At 65.3% G+C, this 24,184-nt stretch carries 22 protein-coding genes and 1 riboswitch; of the genes, 12 read left to right on the top strand and 10 right to left on the bottom strand.

Annotated elements, in window-relative coordinates; translation table 11 throughout:
• Positions 1-10: 10 nt before the first annotated feature.
• The 3 genes from KXR83_RS15380 to KXR83_RS15390 are packed head-to-tail and all read right to left on the bottom strand — an operon-like array spanning position 11 to position 3,189.
• On the bottom strand, positions 11-775 hold the full coding sequence (locus tag KXR83_RS15380; protein ID WP_437425555.1) for an adenosylcobinamide-GDP ribazoletransferase: 765 nt from the start codon (positions 773-775) through the stop codon (positions 11-13).
• Entirely contained in the window at positions 772-2,511 is a 1,740-nt protein-coding gene (gene cobT / locus KXR83_RS15385) for a nicotinate-nucleotide--dimethylbenzimidazole phosphoribosyltransferase (RefSeq protein ID WP_437425556.1), read from the bottom strand. Before cobT ends, KXR83_RS15380 begins: the two co-directional genes overlap by 4 nt.
• A 6-nt stretch (positions 2,512-2,517) precedes the next feature.
• Positions 2,518-3,189: a DUF3043 domain-containing protein gene (locus KXR83_RS15390; protein ID WP_030171520.1), complete on the bottom strand. Its 672-nt coding sequence runs from the start codon at positions 3,187-3,189 to the stop codon at positions 2,518-2,520.
• Positions 3,190-3,327: 138 nt separating this feature from the next.
• Between KXR83_RS15390 and KXR83_RS15395 the strand changes: the two genes are divergently transcribed.
• From KXR83_RS15395 to KXR83_RS15405, 3 genes are all read left to right on the top strand, one after another.
• Positions 3,328-4,383 (top strand): glycerate kinase family protein, encoded by a 1,056-nt coding sequence (locus KXR83_RS15395; RefSeq protein ID WP_437425557.1) that lies wholly within the window; start codon positions 3,328-3,330, stop codon positions 4,381-4,383.
• Between the two features lie 134 nt (positions 4,384-4,517).
• Entirely contained in the window at positions 4,518-4,892 is a 375-nt protein-coding gene (locus KXR83_RS15400; RefSeq protein ID WP_023953775.1) for a HesB/IscA family protein, read from the top strand.
• 207 nt (positions 4,893-5,099) lie between these two features.
• Positions 5,100-6,077: a carbohydrate kinase family protein gene (locus KXR83_RS15405; RefSeq protein ID WP_211339022.1), complete on the top strand. Its 978-nt coding sequence runs from the start codon at positions 5,100-5,102 to the stop codon at positions 6,075-6,077.
• A gap of 27 nt (positions 6,078-6,104) precedes the next feature.
• On the opposite strand, the gene asnB is transcribed toward KXR83_RS15405, so the two are convergent.
• Complete coding sequence (asnB, locus tag KXR83_RS15410; protein WP_437425558.1) at positions 6,105-8,033, bottom strand: asparagine synthase (glutamine-hydrolyzing); 1,929 nt, start codon at positions 8,031-8,033, stop codon at positions 6,105-6,107.
• A 297-nt stretch (positions 8,034-8,330) separates the two neighbouring features.
• On the opposite strand from asnB, the gene ctaC reads away from it, so the two are divergent.
• The 3 genes from ctaC to KXR83_RS15425 are packed head-to-tail and all read left to right on the top strand — an operon-like array spanning position 8,331 to position 10,358.
• A complete protein-coding gene (gene ctaC, locus KXR83_RS15415; protein ID WP_437425848.1) occupies positions 8,331-9,353 on the top strand; it encodes an aa3-type cytochrome oxidase subunit II in 1,023 nt (340 codons plus the stop codon).
• Between the two features lie 17 nt (positions 9,354-9,370).
• Positions 9,371-9,787 (top strand): cytochrome c oxidase subunit 4, encoded by a 417-nt coding sequence (locus KXR83_RS15420; protein WP_023953767.1) that lies wholly within the window; start codon positions 9,371-9,373, stop codon positions 9,785-9,787.
• A gap of 43 nt (positions 9,788-9,830) precedes the next feature.
• A complete protein-coding gene (locus KXR83_RS15425; protein ID WP_437425559.1) occupies positions 9,831-10,358 on the top strand; it encodes a GNAT family N-acetyltransferase in 528 nt (175 codons plus the stop codon).
• Between the two features lie 339 nt (positions 10,359-10,697).
• On the opposite strand, the gene qcrB is transcribed toward KXR83_RS15425, so the two are convergent.
• The 4 genes from qcrB to ctaE are packed head-to-tail and all read right to left on the bottom strand — an operon-like array spanning position 10,698 to position 15,069.
• Positions 10,698-12,314, bottom strand: a complete 1,617-nt coding sequence (qcrB, locus tag KXR83_RS15430) for a cytochrome bc1 complex cytochrome b subunit (RefSeq protein WP_437425560.1) — start codon at positions 12,312-12,314, stop codon at positions 10,698-10,700.
• Positions 12,311-13,483 (bottom strand): cytochrome bc1 complex Rieske iron-sulfur subunit, encoded by a 1,173-nt coding sequence (gene qcrA / locus KXR83_RS15435; RefSeq protein ID WP_437425561.1) that lies wholly within the window; start codon positions 13,481-13,483, stop codon positions 12,311-12,313. The genes qcrB and qcrA overlap by 4 nt, the downstream gene beginning before the upstream one ends.
• A complete protein-coding gene (qcrC, locus tag KXR83_RS15440; RefSeq protein WP_437425562.1) occupies positions 13,480-14,403 on the bottom strand; it encodes a cytochrome bc1 complex diheme cytochrome c subunit in 924 nt (307 codons plus the stop codon). The genes qcrA and qcrC overlap by 4 nt, the downstream gene beginning before the upstream one ends.
• 54 nt (positions 14,404-14,457) lie before the next feature.
• The gene (gene ctaE, locus KXR83_RS15445; RefSeq protein ID WP_081729571.1) at positions 14,458-15,069 is read right to left on the bottom strand and encodes an aa3-type cytochrome oxidase subunit III; all 612 of its coding nucleotides are present in this window, start codon (positions 15,067-15,069) and stop codon (positions 14,458-14,460) included.
• Between the two features lie 149 nt (positions 15,070-15,218).
• Between ctaE and KXR83_RS15450 the strand changes: the two genes are divergently transcribed.
• Positions 15,219-15,701 carry a hypothetical protein gene (locus tag KXR83_RS15450; RefSeq protein WP_437425563.1) on the top strand — a complete coding sequence of 161 codons (483 nt, stop codon included), beginning with the start codon at positions 15,219-15,221 and terminating at the stop codon, positions 15,699-15,701.
• A gap of 9 nt (positions 15,702-15,710) precedes the next feature.
• Positions 15,711-16,763 carry an anthranilate phosphoribosyltransferase gene (trpD, locus tag KXR83_RS15455; protein ID WP_437425564.1) on the top strand — a complete coding sequence of 351 codons (1,053 nt, stop codon included), beginning with the start codon at positions 15,711-15,713 and terminating at the stop codon, positions 16,761-16,763.
• A 76-nt stretch (positions 16,764-16,839) separates the two neighbouring features.
• On the opposite strand, the gene KXR83_RS15460 is transcribed toward trpD, so the two are convergent.
• Both KXR83_RS15460 and KXR83_RS15465 read right to left on the bottom strand, forming a co-directional pair.
• Positions 16,840-17,115 carry an Lrp/AsnC family transcriptional regulator gene (locus KXR83_RS15460; RefSeq protein WP_023953755.1) on the bottom strand — a complete coding sequence of 92 codons (276 nt, stop codon included), beginning with the start codon at positions 17,113-17,115 and terminating at the stop codon, positions 16,840-16,842.
• A gap of 4 nt (positions 17,116-17,119) precedes the next feature.
• Positions 17,120-18,907 carry a DEDD exonuclease domain-containing protein gene (locus KXR83_RS15465; RefSeq protein WP_437425565.1) on the bottom strand — a complete coding sequence of 596 codons (1,788 nt, stop codon included), beginning with the start codon at positions 18,905-18,907 and terminating at the stop codon, positions 17,120-17,122.
• Between the two features lie 538 nt (positions 18,908-19,445).
• Positions 19,446-19,625: riboswitch (cyclic di-AMP (ydaO/yuaA leader) on the top strand.
• A 14-nt stretch (positions 19,626-19,639) separates the two neighbouring features.
• Here KXR83_RS15465 and KXR83_RS15470 point away from each other — a divergent pair.
• From KXR83_RS15470 to KXR83_RS15485, 4 genes are all read left to right on the top strand, one after another.
• Positions 19,640-20,215, top strand: a complete 576-nt coding sequence (locus KXR83_RS15470; RefSeq protein ID WP_437425566.1) for a C40 family peptidase — start codon at positions 19,640-19,642, stop codon at positions 20,213-20,215.
• Positions 20,216-20,471: 256 nt separating this feature from the next.
• The gene (locus tag KXR83_RS15475; RefSeq protein ID WP_437425567.1) at positions 20,472-21,515 is read left to right on the top strand and encodes an NlpC/P60 family protein; all 1,044 of its coding nucleotides are present in this window, start codon (positions 20,472-20,474) and stop codon (positions 21,513-21,515) included.
• Positions 21,516-21,531: 16 nt separating this feature from the next.
• Positions 21,532-22,977: a hypothetical protein gene (locus KXR83_RS15480; protein ID WP_437425568.1), complete on the top strand. Its 1,446-nt coding sequence runs from the start codon at positions 21,532-21,534 to the stop codon at positions 22,975-22,977.
• Between the two features lie 19 nt (positions 22,978-22,996).
• On the top strand, positions 22,997-24,121 hold the full coding sequence (locus KXR83_RS15485; RefSeq protein ID WP_437425569.1) for a glycosyltransferase family 4 protein: 1,125 nt from the start codon (positions 22,997-22,999) through the stop codon (positions 24,119-24,121).
• Positions 24,122-24,184 lie beyond the last annotated feature (63 nt).

Raw genomic sequence — 24,184 nt, forward strand, 5'->3', positions numbered from 1 at the left:
GTCCGGCCTGTCAGCCGATCAACATCCCGCACAAGGCGATCAATGCGCTCAGCTCGACGAGAGCGCCGAGAACGTCGCCGTTCACGCCGTCGAACCGTCGGGAACAGTGTGCGGTGAAAGCCCAGGCGAAGGCCGCGGCCACCACGGCGGTGAACGCGCCGGGGATCGGCGGTACCGGCTCGATGGCGAACCCGGCGACCACAGCCCCCATCACCCAGAACGGGATGGTCAGCCGCTGCGTGCCCGCGGTCAACGCACCGAACTTGGATTTCTCGGTGGCGTGCAACGTGATCCGGCATCCGATCACCGGGGCCACGCGACTGAGGAAGACCACGAAGACGATGGCGGCCCAGTTTCCCTGTTCGATGAGGGCGCCGTATCCGGTTGCCTGTGCAGCCAGCACCACCACCAGCGTCGCCGCGCCGAACGGGCCGGTGCTGCCACTGTGCATCACCTCGTGAACCCGCTCGGGCGGACCGAAACAGCCGAGTCCGTCGGCAGTGTCCGCCAGCCCATCGAGGTGCATGCCCCGGGTCAGGACCGCCAACAACCCGACGATCAACAAACCGAGCATCAACGCTGGTAGGGCGGTGAACGACAGCCCGAAAGCGGCTGTGGCGGCGATGCCGCCGAGGACCGCACCGACCAGGGGAGTGGACCCGATCACCGCGCCGCCCAAGGCGCGGTCGAACGGGCCCGGTGGTTCTGCCACGGGCAGGATGGTCAACCAGGACAGCGCGGTCTGGGGACCGCGCAGCGCGCGGCGAAGGCTCATCGACCGGCGCGCGTGGGTTCCGGTGCGCCGGTGACCTGGGCTTCGGCGAAAGTGGCCATGGAGGCGAGTGTGGCCACCGCAGACTGCACCACCGGGAGGGCGGTCAAAGCGCCACTGCCTTCACCGAGGCGCATCGAGAGGTCGAGGAGCGGCTCGAGATCGAGCTGCTTGAGCGCGATGCTGTGAGCGGGCTCGGCGGATCGATGCCCGGCCAACCACCACTCGCGAGCGCCGGGCGCCATGTCGTTGGCGATCAGCGCAGCGGCTGTTACCACAAGACCATCGAGGATGACAGGAGTGCGGCGTAACGCAGCCTGGGCCAGGAAGCCCGCCATCGCGGTGATCTCCGCGCCTGCCACGGTGCGCAACAACTCGAGGGGAACCCTGCCGTGGGGGCGCGCACGACGCATCCCGTCGCGCACCGCCGCAGTCTTGCGGATCCAGCCGTTGTCGTCGATGCCCGTTCCACGGCCGACCACCACGACGGGCTCGTTGTCGGTCAGGAGACCGACGAGAATCGTTGCTGGCGTGGTGTTACCGATACCCATCTCGCCGGCGATCAGGAGGTCGGCGCCACTGTCGATCTCTTGGTCGGCGATGGCCCGCCCGGCGGCGAGGGCAGCGCGGGTCTGCTCGGTGGTCAGAGCGTCTTCGACAGTGAGGTCTCCCGAGCTGCGCCGCACCTTGAACCGGCTGATGGCTTCGGGGGTCTCGGCGTCGACCGCGAGATCCTCGACCCTGACCTTCGCACCGTGCAGTCTGGCCAGCACGTTCACCGCGGCTCCACCGGCGGTGAAGTTGGCGACCATCTGTGCCGTCACCTCGGGTGGGTACGCCGACACCCCGGCGCGTGCGACACCGTGGTCGCTGGCGAACACAACCACCGTCGGTTGCCCGAAAGTCGATGGGGGACAGACTCCTTGGCATGAAGCGACCCACACTGCGATCTCTTCGAGCCGGCCGAGTGAGCCGATGGGCTTGGTCAGTTCGCCCTGTCGTGCCCTGGCCGCAATGGCTGCGTCACGGTCGGGTGCGGCGATGAAGTCGAATTGCTCGGGGAGTTCGAACTCCGTCGCAGCGCCGAGGCCGGCGTGCTGCCCGGGATCGTCGGACCCCTCGGTCTGTGGAGTTGCCGGTGCCGCCTCGGCGTCTTCGCCTGTTGATGCCTCGACCGGGACGGGTGCCGCGATGACAGCGCCGGTGGCAGCCGGCTGCGGGCCGCCGATCTCGAGCACCTTGCCCGCGACGACCAGGACCGTCCGGTCACACGTGGCTGCCACGGCGTTGTTGAGAAGCCCCAGCTGATCCTGAAACAGCCGTCCCGCCGGCGTGGGCGCCACCAGGGACAGGCCCACCTCGGGACTGATGATGACCAGGTCCCCGGTGAAATCCTCTATCGCAGAGACGAATTCGGCAATCTTGTCGGAGAGGTCGAAGTTGTCGTCGTCCCAGCCGCCCACATCGTCGATCTGTCTGCTGACCCACCCACCGAGATCGTCGACAAGAGTCGCCATGTCCGGGTCTGACCGGAGTCGACCGGCGACGTCGGCGGACTCCACTGTCTGCCAACCGGCCGGCCGTCGTGACCGGTGGGCGGCGATGCGCTGTGACCACTGCGGGTCGCCCGTTGCCGGATCGGCCGCGGTGGCGATGTATCGGACGCCGGTTGCCGGGAGCAGTCCTTCGCCGAAAGCTGATTTACCTGAACGAATTCCACCAAGGATCAGAGTGCGCATCGTCGCTCAGACCGCGTCACCCGGCTTGACCCTCGGTTTTGGTGCCCGCATGAACCGCAGCTGCATCGCGCGGCTGAATCCGTACCAGCCGAGCTTGAATCCGCCGTCTTCGGTACTCGGGAACCGCTCGCGGACGCGATTGTTCAAGATCCGTCCCAGCAACACTCCGTCGATCACCAGGAAGATCACGAAGACGAGCATGAGCAAGGTGGCGTACACCGCGATGGCCGGCACGAACATGACGATGATCAGCAGGATGGCGAAGGGCATGAACATTCCGGCGAAGTTCCGGCGGGAGTCGACGATGTCGCGGGCGTAACGACGCACCTCGCCTTTGTCGCGCGGCATCAGATACCGCTCGTCGCCTTCCATCATCTTCTGACGCTGGTCGGCGCGCTGCTGACGGCGGGCGTCGGCCTGGTCCTTCTTCTCGGCCTTGGTCAGGGTGACGTTCGACCCCTTGAGTTCTTTCTTCCGTGCCCGTGCCTCGGCGCGGGTCAGCGGGGCCGGGCTGACCGGTCCGCGTCGCTTGCCCTGCGCATCACGCCGCTTGGGAGTCGGGCGACCTTTGCCCTCGGTGTACCTGCGACTGCCCGCAGTTTCTTCCACCGTTGTCTCACCGGCGGTCGTGTCGACGGTGTCGCCTTCGACGTCGTCCTTCTTCCAGGGCAATTTCACCCCGTCAGATTATCTCCCCGGCGGCGGTTCTGATCCCCGGGTGGTGCAGGACTCCCCGCCGCCGATCAGAACCGCCACCGGGGCAGCCGGCGTCTTCGCTGCGCTGCCGGAGCTGCTTGTCGTTCCTATACTCCCTCCATGAAGGCTTTGATCGCCCCGGACTCCTTCGGTGACACCCTCACAGCGGTCGCGGCCGCCGAGGCCATCGCGGCCGGGTGGAAGCTCGGACGTCCCGGCGACGAGTTGATATCGGTGCCCCAGTCCGACGGTGGACCAGGATTCGTCGATGTCCTGGCCAGCCGGTTCGGTGACCGCCGCAGCGAGACAGTCGCAGGTCCACTCGGAGCGTCGGTTCGTGCTGACTGGCTGCTGGATCGTCGCGGAGACCGTGCGACCGCCTACGTCGAATGTGCGCAGGCCTGCGGGCTGCACCAATTGGGAGGCGGCCCCACTCCGCGGACCGCGCTGTCCGCGGACACGTTCGGGGTCGGTCAGCTGGTGGCCGCCGCGGTGGCCGCAGGCGCCACCGAGATCGTTGTGGGGCTGGGTGGCAGCGCGAGTACCGATGGCGGTCGTGGTCTGATCGACGCGCTGGGCGGTCTCGACGGCGCCGCACATTTGCTGAGGTCGATCACGTTGGTGGCTGCCTCGGACGTCGAGAACCCGCTGCTGGGCCCAGGTGGCGCGGCACATGTGTTCGGGCCACAGAAGGGCGCCGACCCACAGACCGTCTCCTTGCTGGAAGAAGGCATGGCCGAATGGGCCACATCACTCAATGGTCTCACCGGCCGCGACATCACCGAGGATGCAGGCGCAGGTGCGGCCGGGGGACTGGGCGCCGCGCTGATCGCGCTCGGGGCCACGAGGGTGTCCGGGGCGACCGTGATCGCCGAGGCGACCGGACAACAGCAACTGATCGACGACGTGGACCTGGTGATCACCGGCGAGGGGCGGTGTGACGAACAAACCCTCAAGGGCAAGGTCGTCGCGGCGCTCACCACCGCCGCGCGTCGGCGAGGTATCCCGACAGTTGTGCTGGCAGGCCAGGTGACGCTCACGCCCGCACAGATCGCCGAGGCGGGCATCGCGAGGGCTGACTCGATCGTCGACATCGCAGGATCGGTCCAGCTCGCGATGGATGACGCCGACAACCAGCTGCGCCGACTCGCGCGGCACGTCGCCGAGGAGTGGTGACCGGCGCTTTCGCCCGCCCGCGTGACGCGGGAATAGGTGGGACAGGAGTACGGTTATAGGCGTTGGAAGTTCGCATCCGATACCTGGCAACTGTGCCGATCGCACGCCTACGCCCCGCACACTGAGGAGAATCCATGACCGCATCGAATGAGACCGCTGTGCAGACCGAGACCGAAGCGCCTGCCCACGGTGTGATTCTGACCGATGCCGCTGCCGCGAAGGCCAAGGCCCTGCGCGAGCAGGAAGGTCGCGAAGAGCTCATGCTGCGCATCGCGGTTCAGCCCGGTGGCTGCGCAGGCCTGCGCTACCAGCTCTACTTCGACGACCGCAATCTCGACGGCGACCTGGTTGTCGAGTTCGACGGCGTCGGACTGGCCGTCGACCGGATGAGCGCGCCGTACGTCATGGGCGCGAGCATCGACTTCGTCGACACCATCGAGAAGCAGGGCTTCACCATCGACAACCCGAACGCGACCGGCAGCTGCGCCTGCGGCGACTCGTTCAACTGACGCCCAGCCCCGACGGGGCTCTGGCTCTCGGCAACGGCCGCATCCGATCACTCGGATGCGGCCGTTGTCCTGTCTCGGCAGTTGTCATTACCGGCCGGGCCGGAGGCGCCCTCCCATACTTTCGACGGATTCGGGGTATGCCCTGCTTCGTCTGTGGGCGTATGTAGCGTTAGCCCCATCACCGGGTGAACAGAAAGGCTCGTTTTCGTGGCCATTGCCATTTGTGGATCGATCGCAACAGATCATTTGATGCGTTTTCAGGGGAAGTTCTCCGAGCAGCTGCTTTCCGAACATCTTGACCACATCTCTCTCAGCTTCCTGGTCGAGGAACTCATCATCCGGCGCGGCGGTGTCGCCGGGAACATCTCGTATGCGATGGGTGTCCTGGGTGGTTCGCCGTTGCTCGTGGGGTCGGTGGGCAGCGACTTCGACGACTACCGCAAGTTCCTGGAGGACAACGGTGTGGACACGCGCGGTGTCCGCGTCTCGGAGACAGCCCACACGGCACGCTTCATGTGCACCACCGACGATGAGATGGCCCAGTTGGCCAGTTTCTACGCCGGAGCGATGAGTGAATCCCGCCAGATCTCGCTTGCCCGGCTCGCCGAGGAGTTCGGCAAGCCCGAGCTGGTCCTGATCGGTGCCGATGATCCCGAGGGGATGATCGTGCACAGTCAGGAATGCCGTGAGCTGGGCATACCGTTTGCCGCCGACCCCTCGCAGCAACTCGCGCGACTCGACGGCGAACAGGTACGCGAACTCATCGACGGGGCCACCTACCTGTTCACCAACGAGTACGAGTGGGGCCTGCTACGTCAGAAGGCCGGGCTCAGTGATGCCCAGGTCGCCGAGATGGTCGGCCTGCGTGTCACCACGCTGGGCAGCGGTGGTGCCGAGATCGTCGAGGCCGACGGAACACGCACCCACGTGCCGGTGGTGCCCGAGACCGAGAAGGTCGATCCGACCGGTGTCGGCGACGGCTTCCGGGCCGGGTTCCTCGTGGGCAACGCAGCGGGTCTGAGTCATGAGCGCAGCGCTCAGCTCGGTTCGATGGTGGCCGTTCTGGTGCTGGAAACCATTGCGCCGCAAGACTGGACGTGGAACCGCGAGTCAGCGTTGGCACGCATTGCGGGCGCGTACGGAGACGAGGCCGCTGCCGAGATCGGAGCGGTCATCCCGGCGTGAGATGACCGCCCCGGCCTACGCCGAGGGCTAGAGCTTGACGGGGTAGCGGTGGTCTTCGATCTGGGGCGTGATGGTGCCCTCGACGAAGATCCCGTGCCACACCATGAAGATCAGCACCGTCCAGAGTCGTCGACTGTTGTCGACCACTCCGGCGCGGTGCTCCGTCAGCATCTGCCGCACCGCGTCTTTGTTGAAGATGTGCTCGGTCTGCGACTTGTCGACGGTCTGCTGAGCCCAGTCGTAGAGTTCGGTTCCGGCCAGCCAATGACGCAGCGGAACGGGGAAGCCCAGCTTCTTGCGGTGCAGGACGTGCGCCGGGACTATCTGCTCAAGGGCCTTCCGCAACGCGTACTTGGTGGTGCCGTGGGAGATCTTCTCGTCGAACGGCAGGGCCTCGGCGACCCGCATCACCTCGGGGTCGAGGAAGGGAACCCGCAACTCCAGCGAGTTCGCCATGGTGATCTTGTCGGCCTTCACCAGAATGTCGCCGCGGAGCCAGGTGAACAGGTCGAGATGCTGCATCCGCGCCACCGGGTCCCATCCCTGCGAGGTTGCGTAGATCGGAGCCGTGACGTCGGTGTGGGTCCAGTCCGGTCGGAAATCCTTCAGGACAGCGCGTAGCCGGGCGTCGTCGAAGCTGCGTGCGTTCCCGTAGTAACGCTCTTCGAGCGACATCGAGCCGCGGTGCAGCAGGCTCTTGCCGCGCGTGCCCTCGGGTATGCGGTCCGACAACCGGCCCGCTGCCACCCGCAGTCCTCGGGGTAGCCGCTCGAAAGGCTTGAGCGACAAGGGCTCTTTGTAGATCGTGTACCCGCCGAAGAGTTCGTCGGCTCCTTCTCCGGACAGGACCACCTTGACGTGCTTACGTGCTTCCTTCGCCACGAAATACAGCGGCACCAGAGCCGGGTCGGCGACGGGGTCGTCGAGGTACCACACGATCTCCGGGATCGCGGCGGCGAACTCGGCAGGTCCGACGACTTTGACAACGTGCCGAGCGCCGATGGCCGCGGCCGATTCGGCGGCCACGTCGACCTCGGAGTAGCCCTCGCGTTCGAACCCGGTTGTGAACGTGATCAGGTTCGGATTGTGTCTGATCGCCAGCGCAGCGATGGCCGTCGAGTCGATGCCTCCGGAGAGGAACGAACCCACCGTGACGTCGGCACGCATGTGTTTGGCGACCGAATCCTCGAGCGCTGCGGCGATCTCGTCGTATCGCTTCTGTTGGGTGTCTGGCGTGAACGGGCGAACTTTGAACTGGGGTGTGAAATACCTGCGCACCTGCGGTCGTTGTCCGGGCTTGATGGTCGCGTAGCTGCCTGACTCGAGGCGACGGATGCCTGCGTGCAGGGTTTCTGGTTCCGGTACGTACTGCAGCACCGTGTAGTGCTGGACTGCGCGGGGGTCGAGACCGTCCGCGACACCGATCCGGTCGAGGAGTTCCAGGAGGCTCTTCTTCTCGCTGCCGAAGACCGTTCCGCCCGAGCCCGTCGCGATGAAGAGCGGTTTGATGCCAAAAGGGTCGCGGGCGATGAACATCGACCGCTGTTCGGTGTCCCAGATCGCGAAGGCGAACATGCCACGCAGCCGGGCGACCGCGTCAGGACCCCAGTGATGGAAGGCGGCGACGATGGCCTCACCGTCACCCTGGGTGCGGAACTCTGCGCCCTCTTCCCGGCTCAGCTGCTCACGAAGCTCCAGGTAGTTGTAGATCTCGCCGTTGAAGACCAACGCGTACCGCTCCGGATTGTCCGCGGGACCCCAGCGCAGCGGCTGATGCGAGTGCTCGATGTCGATGAATGCAAGACGGTTGAACCCGAAGGCGACATCGGCGTCGTGCCACGTTCCACCCGGCTCGTCAGGCCCACGGTGGCGCATGCAGTGCGACGCCGCGGCCACCAATTCGGCAGACTCTCCCGCAGACGCGTCGCTGGACAACAGACCTAGCAGACCACACACGAAAAAGCCTCAATTCGTCCTCAGGACAGCACTTCGAACATGCCCGAGTATGCCGCAACAACGGCCACCCCCGCCCGCCCGGCCCATGCGCATCCTCGGCATTCCGGGCGTCGGTGACACGAACCCAAACCCCGATACGAATGTTGCGGGCGGTTGGTCTACGCTGCGTAGTACACGAGCTACCAATCGTGGGTGGCGGTGTGGCTGTTTGCAGTCTGGGCAGGGTAGGAAGGCGTGAAATTGGCACACGGTGGGCGACCTCCGGCATCGACTAAGCGTCAGCACCGCGGACGTCGAATCAAGCAGATCAGCGCGACCCTGTTCTTGGGTGTCGGCGCGATGATGCTGTCGAGCTGCAGCGCTGAAGAAGTGATGCGGTTCGGCTGGCCCGAGGGCATCACGCCCGAGGCCGAAAGCATGCGTCACCTATGGACCTGGTCGGTGATCGCTGCCCTCGTCATGGGAATCATCGTGTGGGCGCTGACCTTCTGGACCGTCACCTTCCACCGCAAGAAGCCCGGTGGCGACGAGTTCCCGCGTCAGACCGCTTACAACGTGCCGCTCGAGTTGACCTATACGGCCATCCCGTTCGTGATCATCGCGGTGCTCTTCTACTTCACGATCATCGTGCAGAACGATGTCGAGGCGAAGAAGTCCGATCCAGACGTGGTCGTGAACGTCACTGCCTTCCAGTGGAACTGGAAGTTCGGCTACCGCACGGTGCAGCTGGAAGACGGCTCCCGCTACGACGGCGCTCGCGAGAACCCGTACGAGAACCAGCGTGCCGAGCTGGAAGAGCACGCCGGCGAGAAGGCCGAGCAGGCCGGCCACAACGAGCAGAACGCAATTGACGCGGAGCGCAACAACATCCGCGACTACCTCATGTACGACAGGATCGAGACCACCGGTAACTCCGAAGAGATCCCGGTCCTGGTCCTGCCGACCGGCAAGCGCATCGAGTTCGAGATCGCTTCGAACGATGTTGTCCACTCGTTCTGGGTTCCCGAGTTCCTCTTCAAACGCGACGTGTTCCCCTTCCCGGAGGAGAACCACACCGACAACCGCTTCCAGGTCAGCTCGATCGACCGCGAAGGCGCCTTCGTCGGGCGTTGTGCCGAGATGTGCGGTACGTACCACTCGATGATGAACTTCGAGGTGCGTGCTGTCAGTCCCGAGGAGTTCGATCGCTACATCCAGTTCCGCGACTCGAACCCGAACGCCACCAACGCCCAGGCACTCGAATCGATCGGTGAGCCCGCCACAGCGCTGACCACCAAGCCTTTCGACACCCGCCGCGGCACCCAGACGGCCTCGAACTAGTACCCAGGAGCCACGAGATGAGAATTGAAGCGCGCCTCTTCGAGGTACTCACCGGGTTCTTCTTCCTGGTCGCCATCGCCTACGGGCTGGCCAGCGGGCTGTCCAGCAAGAACGTCGAGTGGGTCGGTGTCACCGGTCTGGTCATGACCGGCGGCCTGACCATGATCATCGGAACGTACTTCCGATTCGTCGCTCGCCGCGTGGACATCCGACCCGAGGACTACGAAGACGCCGAGGTGTCCGACGGTTCAGGCGAATTGGGATTCTTCAGTCCCGGCAGCTGGTGGCCCGTCGTCATCGCGCTCGGCGCTGCAGTGCTCGCCGTGGCCATGGCAACAAGCAACTTCTGGTTTGTCGGCTTCGCAGCCGCCTGCATCATCGGTGCAGTCGCCGGCCTGGTGTTCGAGTACCACACCGGGCAAGAAAAGCACTGACCAGCAGAACAACATCGAATCTTCTTTGCACTCAGCTCCTGGGATGTCCGTAGAGATACGGCACACCTGGGAGCTGAGTGCTATGCAGCGCCGCCACCTGCGCGAGCTCTTCGACCGCGCTTTCGATGGTGAGTTCGCAGACACCGACTACGACCACGCCCTCGGCGGCCTGCACGTCATGGTCGCGTCCGACGGCGGCGACGTGGTGGCCCATGCGGCCGTGGTGGCCAGATCCATGGTCGTCGACGCCGAACCGCTCCGCGTCGGTTATGTGGAAGCGGTCGCAGTCGACCCCACGCGACAACGACAGGGTCTCGGCCATCAGGTGATGGAAGCGTGCGAGCGAATAGTCCTCGGCGCCTACGACTTCGGTGCGCTCAGCGCCAGCGCGGCAGGCGAAGCCCTCTATCGCGCACGAGGCTGGCGCCCTTGGGTGGGCGAGCTCGGGGCGCTGACGCCGGACGGCCCGATCACGACGCCCGACGACCGTGGAGGGGTTCACGTCTTCGGGGAGATCGGACGGCCCGATGGTCGTCTGCTGTGCGACTGGCGCTCCGGCGACCTCTGGTGAGTCTGGCGGCCCTGTAGCGCCGCCGATGTACCCACACCTGCTCATGTTGTTCCCGTATGGGGAGTCCCGGTTCCAGATCGTCTCCTGACTGGACGCAATGGCTCCCGGTGGTTTCCAGTCCTCCCCGTCGTTGTCGGCCGCTCAGGACGCATCCTTCTGTCCACACCGATCGTGAGCTTGGCGGTGGGGTAGGGGAGAGGTGCGACCTCTTAGGCACCTGTCCATTCACAAAACTTGGGGCACAAAGAATCCGGGCCCAAAGAACCCGGGTCACAACAGGTGCAAGGCACAAAAAATCCGGGCCCCGATAGGGACCCGGATTCTTTGTGATGTTGCAGATCAGTCGGTGAACGGGCTTCCGCCACGAGCCTGAAGAGCGCGCAGCGCGTCCTTCTCGACGTGGTGGGCTTCGCTGTCGAGCTCGATCTGACGCTGTTGCTCCTCCGGTGGGTCAGCCACCAGGAGCGAACCGCTACCGGGTTGCCCGGCCGAGCCCAGCTTGTTCATCCGCTTGGGCAGCGCTGCACCCTCGTACGGCATCGGAAGCGGGTGACCGTGATCATCCAGAGGTCCGAGCGGCTGGTGCAGCTCGATGTACTCACCATGCGGGAGACGCTTGATGATTCCGGTCTCGATGCCGTGCTCGAGCACAAAGCGGTCACTGCGCTGCAGGGCCAGGGCCCAGCGATACGCGATGTAGTACGCGAGCGGCGGCACGATGATCAGGCCGATACGTCCCATCCACGTGGTCGCGTTGAGAGATATGTGGAACTTGTACGCGATGATGTCGTTCATGCACGACACGGTGAGCACGATGTAGAAGGCGAGTGCCATCGCACCGATACCTGTGCGCACCGGGGTGTCGCGAGGCCGCTGCAGCAGGTTGTGGTGAGCATCGTCGCCGGTGAGGCGCTTCTCTATCCAGGGATAGGCGAACATCACGGTGATGATGATCCCGATGACAACAACCACCCAGAAGATCGCTGGGATCGTGTACGCGTTTCCGAAGTAGACCTCCCACGCCGGCATCAGGCGGGCAAGTCCGTCGGTCCACATCATGTAGATGTCGGGCTGCGAACCGGCCGACACGTGTGCCGGGTTGTATGGCCCGAGGACCCACACCGGGTTGATCTGGAAGATGCCGGAGATGATCGCGAGGAAGCCGAAGGTGACCGCGAACAGTGCACCGGCCTTCGCCGCGAAGATCGGAAGGATGCGGACGCCGACAACGTTCTGTTCGGTGCGGCCGGGGCCGGGGAACTGAGTGTGCTTCTGGTACCAGACCAGTGCGAGGTGTGCACCGATCAGGGCCAGGATGATGCCTGGGAAAAGCAGCACGTGCAGTATGTAGAGCCGCGGAATGATGATGTCGCCCGGGAACTGACCGCCGAACAAGGCCCAGTGGATCCAGGTACCGACAAGCGGGATTCCGAGGACGATGCCCGACATGGCGGCGCGGACGCCGGTGCCCGAGAGCAGGTCGTCGGGGAGCGAGTATCCGAAGAAGCCCTCGAACATCGCCAGGAGCAGCAGCATGCAGCCGATGACCCAGTTGGCCTCGCGCGGCCGGCGGAACGCACCGGTGAAGAAGATGCGCGCCATGTGGATGATGATCGACGCAGCGAACAGCAGTGCTGCCCAGTGGTGGAGCTGTCGGACGAACAGACCGCCACGGACCTCGAACGAGATGTCGAGTGTGGTGGCGTACGCCTTGGTCATCATCACGCCGTTGAGCGGTTCGTAGGCGCCGTTGTAGACGACCTCGCTCATCGACGGATCGAAGAAGAACGTCAGGTACACACCCGAGATCAGCAGGATCACAAAGCTGTAGAGCGCGATCTCGCCGAGCAGGAAGGACCAGTGGGTGGGGAAGACCTTGTTGATCTGCCGACGGAGACCGGGCGCCAGGTGATACCGGCTGTCGACCTCTTCTGCGCGTTGCGCGAGTTTGCTCATGGTCTGTCCTTCCCCTGGCCGCGTTCCCAGAACGCCGGCCCGACGGGTTCGATGAAGTCGCCGGCCGCCACCAGATAACCCTGTTCATTCACAGTAATGGGCAACTGCGCGAGCGCGCGAGCAGCTGGACCGAAGATCGGCTTGGCGTACTCGAGGGCATCGAACTGAGACTGGTGACACGGGCAGAGGATTCGGTTGGTCTGCTGCTCGAAGAGCGATGCCGGGCAACCGAGGTGCGAGCAGACCTTCGTGTACGCGAAGTAGTCGCCGTAGTTGAAACTTTCCTGGTTCTTGCGCTTGATGGCCTTGGCCGCATCGTTGGGGCGCAGGCGGATCAACATCACGGGGTTGTCCACCGCACGCAGTCCTTCGAGGAGCTTGTGCCGAGATTCTTCCGTCTCTCCGACACCATCGGAGACCCGCCACGGGAAGACCGTCTCCATGCCGCCGGCATCGAGATCTTCCGGCCGGACGAGGACCACCTGGTGTGGGTTGCCGGTGTCGCGACGCAGGAAGACCGTCTCGTTGGGGGATTCGGGCGAGTTGTGGATCGGCGACCACCCGGTGTTCCAGAGCGGGGAGTCCTTGCCTTCGGCCCACGGGTTCTTGATGATTCCGCCGACCAGGGCGACGAGGCCGGTGACCGCGAAGGTTCCGAGTCCGAAAAGTCCGGCACCGATGATCATCTTGCGACGACCGATCGTGGACGACGTCACGGTGTTGCCGAGCATGGCGGCAGCGGTCTTCTTGTCGACCTCGGTGGAGCCACCGTCGTGGCGGTCCTGGACCGAGATCTCCTCGGGGATGAACTTCTTCGTGAACTGGATGGCGCCCACTCCGATGGAGAGGATCGACAATCCGAAGGTCACGCCCAGCAGGGGAGTGTTGAAGATGTACTGCCAGTAGTGGTCTCCACCGGGCATCACGAATTCCCAGTGGTTGAAGATGAAGATGATGAAGCAGGCCACTGCCGACAGACCGGCCAGCAGGAACCAGAGCGCGACCGACCGCTCCGCGCGTTTTTCCGCCTTGCTGCCGGGCTCGGGGAACCGTTCGCGACGGTGGATGATCTCCACACCGTCGAGATTGGTTCCGAGTTTGACCAGCTGGTCCTGGCTCATCCCATCGAGCTCGTCCTGGGTGGGGACAGATTTGTGCTGATCGCTCATGTGCGTGATCCCATCCACATCGCGGCGGCGACGATAGCCACTACGCCGACAGCCCACATCGCCATTCCCTCGGAGACCGGTCCGAAGCCGCCCAAGGCGTACCCGCCCGGTGCTTCCGGACGCGTCGCGTACTTGACGTAGCCGATGATGTCGCGCTTTTCCTCTTCGGTGAGCTGACGATCCGAGAACTTGGGCATGTTCTGCGGTCCGGTCAACATCGCCGTGTAGATCTGCTGCTCGTTGGCCGGGTCGAGGACCGGCGCGTACTTACCGGACGACAGTGCGCCACCGCGACCGGTGAAGTTGTGGCACGACGCGCAGTTCAGCCGGAACAACTCGCTACCGCGGCCGATGTTCTCGCCGCGCAACTGCTCCTGCTCGACAACCGGGTAACCGTCTTCGAAGATGACGTTTCCGTTGGCGTCCTTGGCGTACACGACCTGCGGGCCGCCGCCGACCGACTGGATGTAGGCGCCGAGCTGGTCGATCTGGGCCTGGGTGAACTTGGCCGGCTTGCGCTGGATCTGAGCCTCACCACGGACCGCGGGCATGCGCCCGGACGAGACCTGGAAGTACACCGACGCATCGCCGACGCCGACAAGCGACGGTCCGCGGTCGAGCACACCTTCGAGGTTGGCGCCGTGGCACGTGATGCAGGACGTCTCGTAGAGCTTGCGGCCATCCTGGATCAGCGCCGCACTCGACTCGCTGTCCGCCTTGGCGACCTGCGGGTCCGGGGTGATCGCGGTGGCAAGGCCTCCGGCGACCACAAGACCTGCGAGCAACAGCAGGATGCCGGACGCGCGACGTCGCAACTTGCGGCGTGCCTTGGCCTTTTTCGCGTCGATCCTGCCTGCGCCCTCGCTCAGGGCGCCCTCAACCGAATCCCCGGGTGAGGTGGGTGGGGGAGATGAACTCATCTGTGTCTCTCTGCTAAGCGGACTGACTCTGCCTGGGCTGAAGTGTGGTGCGCGTTACCGGATGAAGTAAATGGTCGCGAACAGGGCAATCCAGACGATGTCGACGAAGTGCCAGTAATAGGACACGACGATCGCGGCGGTTGCCTGAGCCGGGGTGAACTTGCTCAACCGCGTGCGGATCAGCAAGAAGACAAAGGCGACGAGACCGCCGATGACGTGAAGGCCGTGGAACCCGGTGGTGATGTAGAACACCGAGCCGTAGGCGCTCGACGACAACGTCGTGCCCTCGTGAACCAGGTGGTAGTACTCGTACGCCTGACCGGCGACGAAGATCGCGCCCATGATCAGGGTGATCGTGTACCACCGGCGAAGGCCGAAGACGTCGCCACGCTCGGCGGCGAAGACACCGAGCTGGCATGTCACCGACGACAGGATCAACACGGTGGTCACCGGGATCGCCAACGTCAGGTTGAGCTCGGTGGGCTCCATCGGCCAGTTGCCGTAGTTTCCGGCTCGCGCGACGAAATACATCGCGAACAATCCGGCAAAGAACATCAGCTCGCTCGAAAGCCACACAATCGTGCCGACGCTGACCATGTTGGGTCGGTTCAGCGAGTGCACGCGCTGGGTGATAGCTGATCCTGTGGGTGCTGCAGCGCTAGTCACCCCAGAAGTATGACGGTTCGTAGTAAGCGCTGACTACTTGGGTCCAGAATTTTTTTCGGCGGGTCGCACCGACCCAGGTAGACGGGTGCATATGCCCTGTTCCCGGCGTGTCCGAGAGCTGGAAATCACACACCTGGGAGGCTGGTGGGGTGCCTCGCGACGTGAACGGGAATCCGGTCGAAGTGTCCCGGTGGAAACGATGGTCCGGTCGACTCGCCGGTGGCCGAAAGCTCAACGGGGAGTTGTCTGCCGACGATCCGTCTCTTGTGGTGACAGCCGAGAGTTTCGACGACGCGGAGGCGGCGTCGTCGGTGCTGGCCGATTCCGGTTGGCGCGAGCACGAACAGTCGGTTCTGCGGCACCTGCTGGTGCTGCCCTCCGGGGTTGTCCAAAGGGCTCTGGAACTCGCGGCCCAGGACCATTACGGACCCGTTCCGGTTCCGCCGGGCATAGGTGTCGAGGCAGCCGGCGGCAACGAGGTGGTGGCACTGGCTCGCGTCCAGCTGATCGATGCCCTGCACGTGTCTCAGGAACGCTCACGGATGGCGGGTCTGGCCCAGCGACACGGCGGCTTTGTAGTGGGCTGGCAGGTGCTGCAACCGCCGACGAATCAGGTTGCGGGGGGTGGCTAGGCTGCCACTGTGACCCACTCGAACGTTCCGGCCCGTACGTGGCCGCAGATTCTCGGTGTTCTGGCCGATGGCCACGACCTGGATCCCGATGGTGCCGAGTGGGCGATGACCGAGATCATGACCGACAACGCGACCCCAGCGCAGATCGCCGCCTTCGGGGTGGCGATGAAACTCAAGGGGCCGACCCCCGGGGAATTGCTGGGACTGGCGACGGGGATGCTCGCGCACTCCAGCGTGGTGCCCACAACGGGCGATTGCGTCGACATCGTGGGGACCGGAGGCGACCGGTCGAACACGGTGAACATCTCGACGATGGCATCGGTGGTGGTGGCCGCAGCCGGTGTACCGGTGGTCAAGCACGGCAACCGCGCGGCGTCGTCGAAGAGCGGTGGCGCCGATGTCCTGGAGGCGCTGGGCGTCAAGATCGCGCTGACCGCCGATGGCGTCGCCACATGTGTCGGCCAGGCCGGCATCGCCTTCTGTTTCGCCCCCGTGTTTCATCCCGCATTGCGGTTCGCGGCGGCCCCTCGCAAGGAGATCGGCATACCGACGGTCTTCAATGTGCTTGGCCCGCTGACCAATCCGGCCCAGCCGACCAGTGGACTGGTGGGGTGCGCCTTTGCCGATCTCGCGCCGGTGCTCGCCCAGACATTCGCTGATCGGGGTCATTCAGTACTGGTCGTCCGCGGCGATGACGGCCTCGACGAACTGACCACGACAACGACATCAACCGTGTGGCAGGTCGTCGACGGCGCCGTGCACAAGCAGACGGTGGATCCCACATCCATCGGTCTGGCCCGCGTCGAACTGGAAGCACTTCGAGGCGGCGACGCGGACCACAACGCGCAGGTCGCGCGAGACCTGTTCGCGGGAGCGACCGGGCCGGTACGAGATGCCGTGGTGCTCAATGCGGCCGGCGCACTGGCTGCCTACCGCCGCGACCGCGGCGCCGACCTGCACGAACAGCTGCGCACGCAGATCGACGTGGCCGCCGAGGCAATCGACTCCGGCGCGGCCGCGACCCTGCTCGACAACTGGGTGCGCGTGAGCAACGCCCTCTGACGCACCCCTCCATGGGGGTTGTCCGGCGGGCTCCCCGGTGGGCCACCGAGCGGACTGCCAACCGGGGGTTCCTTCGCTACTCGCCGATGGAGAAGCCGGCGTCGACGTCGGCGCTGGAGTAGCTCTTGAAGGCGATGTGTGTGGCCGTGTGCTTCACACCCGGCAGCCGGCTGATCGCGGCGGTGACGACGTCGGCGATCTCCGCGTGGTCCCGAACTCGGATCTTCGCGATCAGGTCGACGTCACCGGCACACGAGTACACCTCGGTGACACCTGAGATGTCGGCCACAGCCTGAGCGGTCTCGGGGATCTGATGAACATCGGTCTGGATCAAGACGATGGCGGTAATCATTGACTCAGCCTAGGTCGCCCTCGAGTGTGATGGTGCGACGCGCCGTACCCACCTTGTCGCGCCAGTGGACGTGCCGGCCGCCACCGTGCCGCGGCAAGCTGAACCCGCTGGTGGCACAGACGATTCGAACACCTGGTCCGGTGAGCCACCGGTACACCAACGCGACTTCCTCGTGGGGCGCGCCGTACAGCGGCCCCGGTTCGGGGAGCACCGTCTCCGCAGCGGCCGCGAGCGCGGCGACCACGGGCATCGGCGGAACACCACGCGCGGCGACCCCGGCGCTTGCGAGGCGGCCGTGCCTGATCACCGCCAGGTCCCATCCGCCGCGTCCATCGGGTGCCGCGGCAACCATTTCCGAGATGCGGGCCAGCGCCGCCAGCCGCTGACACCGTTCCAGGTGGGCGATGAGGTGGTCGAGGCGATCGCGCAACCGCGCGGCGTTCTCGAAGAGCTCGGCTCGGGCGAGCGACTCGAGTTTGTCAAGAGCCAGCTGAACGGGGAGGTCGGATCGGCCGTTGAACAACTTGGCGACGGTTCGGGCCCGGGGGAGGTATGCCTCGGCGGCAAGTGGTTCGGTGGTGGCCGCGTGACAGCCACCGACCACGCGCCGCCCGCCCGGGCCCACCTCGCACACATGCAGTGCAGTGGCCCGTAGTGCGGTACGGCACGTGCGCAGGCCGCATGTGTCGGCGATGAGATCTGCGACGTCGTAGGCAGTGGCGCGGGAACGAAAGGGTCCGACCGAGGTCGCGGTTGGGGTCCGGCTGATCTTCAGGCGCGGGAACGCCTCCTCGGTGAGGCATATCCACCAGCCGAGATGCGGGAACTTCGAGCGGCGGTTGTAGGGCGGCGCGTAGGCACCGAGGAGGCGCAGTTCGCGTACCCCGGCCTCGATCCGATGGGCACACTGGACGTGGTCGACTCGCGTTGCCAGTTCGACCATCTCGCGTATCCGGGTGCGGTTCTCCGAACCGGTGAAATAACTGCGGACCCGCTTGCGCAGGTCGGTTGCGGTGCCGACGTACAAGACCTCGTCAGAGGGGCCGCGGAACATATAGACACCGGGTTCTGACGGCAGGTGGTCTGCCAGGCCCCTCTTGTTCCGCGTGGCGCGGGAGACCCCGGGTAGGAAGTTGCGTAGGTCGCCGAAGGTGTGGATGCCCAGATTGCCGACCCGTTCGAAGAGCCGGTGCATCACCTCGACGGTTGCGCGGGCGTCGTCGAGCGCCCGGTGGGTGGGGCGGGTCTGGACGGCGAAGAGGTCGGCGAGAGCCGAGAGTTTCACGGTCGGCGCTTCGTCCCTGGTCAGAACCCGACGGGCCAGCTTGACGGTGCACAGCACCCGGCGAAACGGCCACGGGTGGCCGAGCTCGGTGGCGGCGGCGCGCAGGAAGCCGGTGTCGAACCGGGCGTTGTGCGCCACGATCACCGAGTCGCGGGCGAATTCGAGGAAGGCCGGGAGTACCTGGTCGATCGTCGGCGCCTGGTAGACCATCGCTTCGGTGATGCCGGTGAGGCGAACGATGTGTGGGGGGATGCCGCGCTGAGGATCGACGAGTGTCGCGAAGTCGCCCAGCACCTCGCCGCCCCGGACCTTCACGGCGCCGATCTCGGTGATCCGGTCGCCCATCGGGCTGCCCCCGGTGGTCTCGAGGTCCACCACCACGAATGTGGTCTCCCGCAGGGGAACGTCGTCGGGGTGGTCCAGTACGGGATCGTCGAAACACAGCTGAGTCCCAGCAGCCTCACCAACAACACTCACACCGCGAACATTAGTTCGAACCACCGACATCGCCGCGGTGGCGCAGCGCGAGATGGCTTGTCAGACCGTGGAGTTAGCGTTCGGGCATCGGGGTCGAATCAGAGGGCTTCGGATGTCAGGGAGAACCCTGAGAACCCTGAGAAAAGGCCCCCTAAACCGAATGAGACGGAGATCACAATGCTCATAGACTGCAACACCTGCCCCGGCCGTCGGGTCGCCTGCGACGACTGCATGATGACCGTTTTCCTGGGTCCCGTAGGTGTCCCTAACAGCGCAAACGACGAAGTTCGCTGTGATGAATTCGTTATTGACCACCAGGCGCGCATCGATGACGCCATTGCGGTGTTCCATGCTGCGGGCATGATCGATAAGTCTGACCGTCACGGTCAGGACGTGGCAGTCAACGCAGGTAACAGGGTTTTTGTTCCCCGATCTGGCGGTCATCTGCGAGCTGGATGACCCGACACGCCGGTCGGTCTCCTGTCGGTCCCCTAGTGGACACGGACCATCACGGTTTCGTAACCTTTCTGAGACCTTGCGAAAGCGTCCACTCCAACCGGAGCGGATCGTAGGGTCGCCGCTCAATCACCGTCCTGGTGAACCGGGGAACCACTGATGCGAATGCGAGTTCACATCCGGGGTGAATCCCATCGAACCCTGAGGTCTTCAGACTTCTGGGTTCACCGGGTAGGGCCATCTTCCGGCCCGAATCCGACAGCTAACCCGGTAGGCGGATAGGGAAGAAACAGGAGACATCGCTTCGTGGCGAAACATCGTTTACAACAGCCGAACCGGGGCATCAAGAGCGCCCGGGGCGCACTGATCGCCGGATCGATCACTCTCGGCACCATGGGAATGGCCGCAGCGCCGGCCATGGCTGCTCCGATCACCGTTCCCGGTGTCGGAACCTTCGAGATCCCGGGTCTGGCCGAAAACCAGATTCCCAATGAGTTCAAGTCCCCCAGCATCCTGCCGCAGGCAGCGCAGCCGGTCCAGACCGCAGGTCAGATCGCCGCTGATGCCGCAGTGAGCAAGATCGGTTCGCCGTATGTCTACGGCGCAGCCGGCCCCAGCGCATTCGACTGCTCGGGTCTCGTCTACTGGTCGCACCAGCAGGCCGGTCAGACCATTCCCCGGGACAGCTACGGCCAGCTCGGCGGTGGCACCCACGTCGACGCCGCGAACATCCAGCCCGGCGACGTCGTGATCTACAACGGTGGCGGCCACGCGGGCATCTACGTCGGTGGCGGCCAGGTCGTCCACTCCTCGACCGAGGGCGTGCCAGTCGGTCGGATGGGTCTCAACGATCAGTCGATCGTCGACATCCGTCGCTACTGATCTACACAACTGAACACGACCATTGGGCGGGGCCGCACTCGAGCGGCACCCGCCCAATGGCTTCCGATCACCCGGTTGCGGACAGTCTGGCCGTCCGCGCTCGGTGGGGCGAAGGCCTGTGTAGCCTGGCCGGGTTGGTCAGTGCAGCGGGATCGGTCGAACAAGACGTACCGAATGGGCAGCTGATCTGTTCGGTACACACAGAGGTAGAAGGGCTCGGGTTGGCCCGCGTGAAGTGTTGAGGAGTTTCATCGTCGTGGTGCGGAAGCGTTATGCCGTCGTCATGCACACCGTGATCGCGGCTGTGGTGCTGGCGTTGGCGGTTGCACTGGGCGCAGGTGCGCCGGCCGGTGCCGAACCGGGCCCGAAGAGCCCCGATGACATGCTCACCGAATACACGCAGCTGGGCCGCGAGGCCGAGCAGGCCACCGAGGCCATTCACAACACCACGATCGAACTGAACAACCAGCGCGGCGCTGTCGCGGCGGCGAACGAGGCCGCCCAGGCTGCCGAACGCACCCTCGCCGAGCAGGAGAAGCAGGCCGAGAGCCTGCAAGGCGCAGTTGATGCACTGGTCAACGCCAGTTACCGGGGCGCACGGGTCAATCGTCTCTACGCGGTCCTCGTCAGTGACTCGCCGCAGTCCTTGCTCGACCAGATGTCCGGACTCGAGATGATCTCGCGCCAAACCGTCGCCGACGTCAAGACGTTCAAGGTCGCCAACGACCAGGCGCTGGAAGCGCAAAAGGTGGCGCAGGACGCGAAGACGAAGGCCGAGCAGGCAGTGGCGGCCGCCGAGAAGACCAGCGCAGACCTGCAGGCCAAGCAGAGTGAACGCATCTTCAAGGCCACCGAGATCAGGGCGATGTACGAGTCGTTGACCGGCAAGCAGCTCGCTGCACTGGCCGGCCCCAAGATCGAGTTCGATGCCTCCATGTTGCCCGCCGGGACGGCCCCCGAGGTCATCGCTGTTCGCGCGGCGCTCACCCGGATCGGCGATCCCTACGTGTGGGGCGCCACCGGGCCGGATCAGTTCGATTGCTCCGGATTGATGGTGTGGGCGTACAAACAAGCCGGTAAGACCCTGCCGCGGTCCAGTCAGGCGCAATTGGCGGGCGGCAGCCCGGTGGAGCGAGATGCTCTGCGACCCGGCGATCTGATCATCTATTACCCCGACGCCACCCACGTGGGCATGTACATCGGTAACGGCTACGTGGTGCACGCCTCGACATTCGGTGTCCCGGTCAAGGTCGCCCCGATCGACGGAGCCGGCCCGTACAACTCGGCCCGTCGATACTGAAGTCACCGGACCACCAGTGACTTCCGAGCGCGAATCCCCAGAGCGCGAGGACCTCGACGTCGCACAGGCAGCGGACGCCCCGTCCGACCGCCGGAATCCGCTGCGCCGGAAGTGGTTGTGGGTCTTGATCGCAGTGGTGCTCGTGGCCGTTGTCGGCATCGTCGCGACAGTGCTGGTGACGTCGCCGGACTCGGATACCGATTCACCTGCTGCGACTCCGTCCGCGCGTCCACAGAACCCGTATGAACAGTCCCGGTCGCTGGGGGTCACCCTCACCTTGCAGGCCTACACCGATGCCCTGCGCGAGGGGGATGCCGAGTCGGCTCTGGCTCAACTTGATGCCTCGGCGACCGCTGCCTTGCGTGAGCGGACGGGTGCATCGGCAGCGGGTCTGCCGGCTCTGCCGCTCAGTGCTTTCGAGTTCCGACTGTCGGCGAGCCGCGACTTCGAGCGTCTGGTTCCCGCCGAACTACAGGAGCGCCTCGACACGCAGGGGAGCAGCGACTCCTGGGTGGCGCCCGTGCAGTTGCGATACGCCTACGAGGGGATCGACTCGATCCCTGTTGTGCTCGACCTGCCGATGGTGATGGCCCAGTACCCGGAGGGCTGGAAGATGGTCGCCGATGCGGGGCCGCTGTTCGGGCAGCCCGCCCCAGCGGGACAGGTGTGGGAGTTCCCCTCACCGTCCGCGACGCCTGTCGCCACCGCGCCGGGGGAGTCCTTGGTGTTGACCAACGGGTCCGACACCGGCTTCACCGCGCGCCTGGAAGAACTGCTGCCGGCCGCCACCTGGGCCGTCACGCAGTTCTGGGGCGCCAAGTGGCCGCAGGGCGCGGGGATCGTCGCTGCTCCCACCGACGACGAGTTCCGATCGCTCACGGGTGCTGCGACCGCCGACGCGCAGGCTGCCGCGGCCGTCTCGATCTTCGCCGGAGTCGATCCCGCTGGACCGACCGCCCTGGGGCAACGTGTGGTCTTCAGTCCTCAAGCGACGCAACTGGATCCGAACGCACTCGCAGTCGTGCTCCGGCATGAGCTGTTCCACGTCGCCGCCCGCACCGTCACCGCTCAGGCGGCCCCGGTCTGGGTCACCGAAGGGGTGGCCGAATATGTCGGCCGCCGAGGGACGTACACCCGCCTTGCCGACGCCGCCCCGACCCTGGCCGGTCAGGTCGCAGCCGGTGAGCTACCGGCGGATCTTCCCAGCGACGCAAACTTCTCTCCGGGCAGTCCCGACGCGGCGTTGTCCTACCAGTCCGCGTGGTCTGTGGCGGCCTTCATCGCGGACAAGTTCGGTGACGACAAACTCAAACGTTTCTATGTGGCGCTGGCCGGGGCTGATCAGCCGACGGACCCTGAACTGGTGATCAAGTCCCAGGACACCGCCTCGAACATCGTTCTGGGGATCTCGCGCGAGGAACTCGTCGATCAGTGGCGTGGCTGGCTCACTGCGTCACCCTGATCGCCGCTACGGTGAGCCAATGCACCGTACGCTGTTGGTCACCAACGACTTTCCGCCCCGGCAGGGGGGAATCCAGTCGTACTTGCAGAACCTGGTCGAGCGGTTGCCCGCCGACGACGTGGTCGTCTATGCGCCGCGATGGCGCGAGGACAGCCACATCCGGTTCGACGCAGCGCAGGACTACGAGGTCGTCCGCCATCCCACGACGTTGATGTTGCCCACGCCTGCGGTTGCGCGGCGGGCAGCCGATCTGGTTCGGGCGCATCAGGTCGACACGGTCTGGTTCGGAGCGGCAGCCCCTCTGGCGGTGCTCGGCCCGGCCGTGCGACGCGCAGGCGCACAGCGTGTGATCGCCAGTACGCACGGCCACGAGGTCGGCTGGTCGATGCTTCCGGTAGCGCGGCAGGGTCTCGGCGTGATCGGCCGCGGCACGGACGTGATCACGTACGTGAGCAAGTACACGCGGGATCGTTTCAGTGCGGCATTCGGCCCCCGCGCGGCGCTCGAACACCTACCGCCGGGTGTGGACACCGAACGGTTCAAGCCGGATGACGTTGCCCGACAACGTCTTCGGCAATTACATGGACTCGGTGATGCGCCGACCATACTGTGTCTGTCCCGGCTGGTCCCACGCAAAGGGCAGGACATGTTGATCCGGGCGTTGCCCGAGGTCCGTGCAGAGATCCGTGACGCCACGCTGGTGATCGTCGGGGGCGGTCCCGATGCCGACCGGCTTCGGGAACTGGCACGCAAAGTCGATGTCGCCGAGCACGTTCTGTTCACCGGCTCGGTACCCGCCGACGAGCTTGCCGCGTACCACAACATCGCGGACGTCTTCGCGATGCCGGCGCGTACCAGAGGTCGGGGACTGGATGTGGAAGGTCTCGGCATCGTCTACCTGGAAGCCTCGGCGTCGGGGATCCCGGTGATCGCCGGTGAGTCGGGCGGCGCCCCGGAAACGGTGAAGCAGGGCGAAACGGGTCTGGTCGTGGACGGCCGGTCGATCAGAGAGATCACCGATGCCCTGACCGCTCTGTTGGGAGACCCGGACCTGTGCGCATCGATGGGCGCTGCGGGACGGGATTGGGTCCAGTCGCGGTGGCGATGGGAGCACATGGCCGGCCGGCTCCGGCAGCTGCTGTGACCGCCTGCCGCGCGGCGGACCGTCAAGGCAGGGTTGTGGTCGGACCGGCACGCCGATATGTGA

It is taken from the genome of Williamsia muralis (assembly GCF_051487485.1).
Lineage (GTDB): Bacteria > Actinomycetota > Actinomycetes > Mycobacteriales > Mycobacteriaceae > Williamsia > Williamsia muralis_B.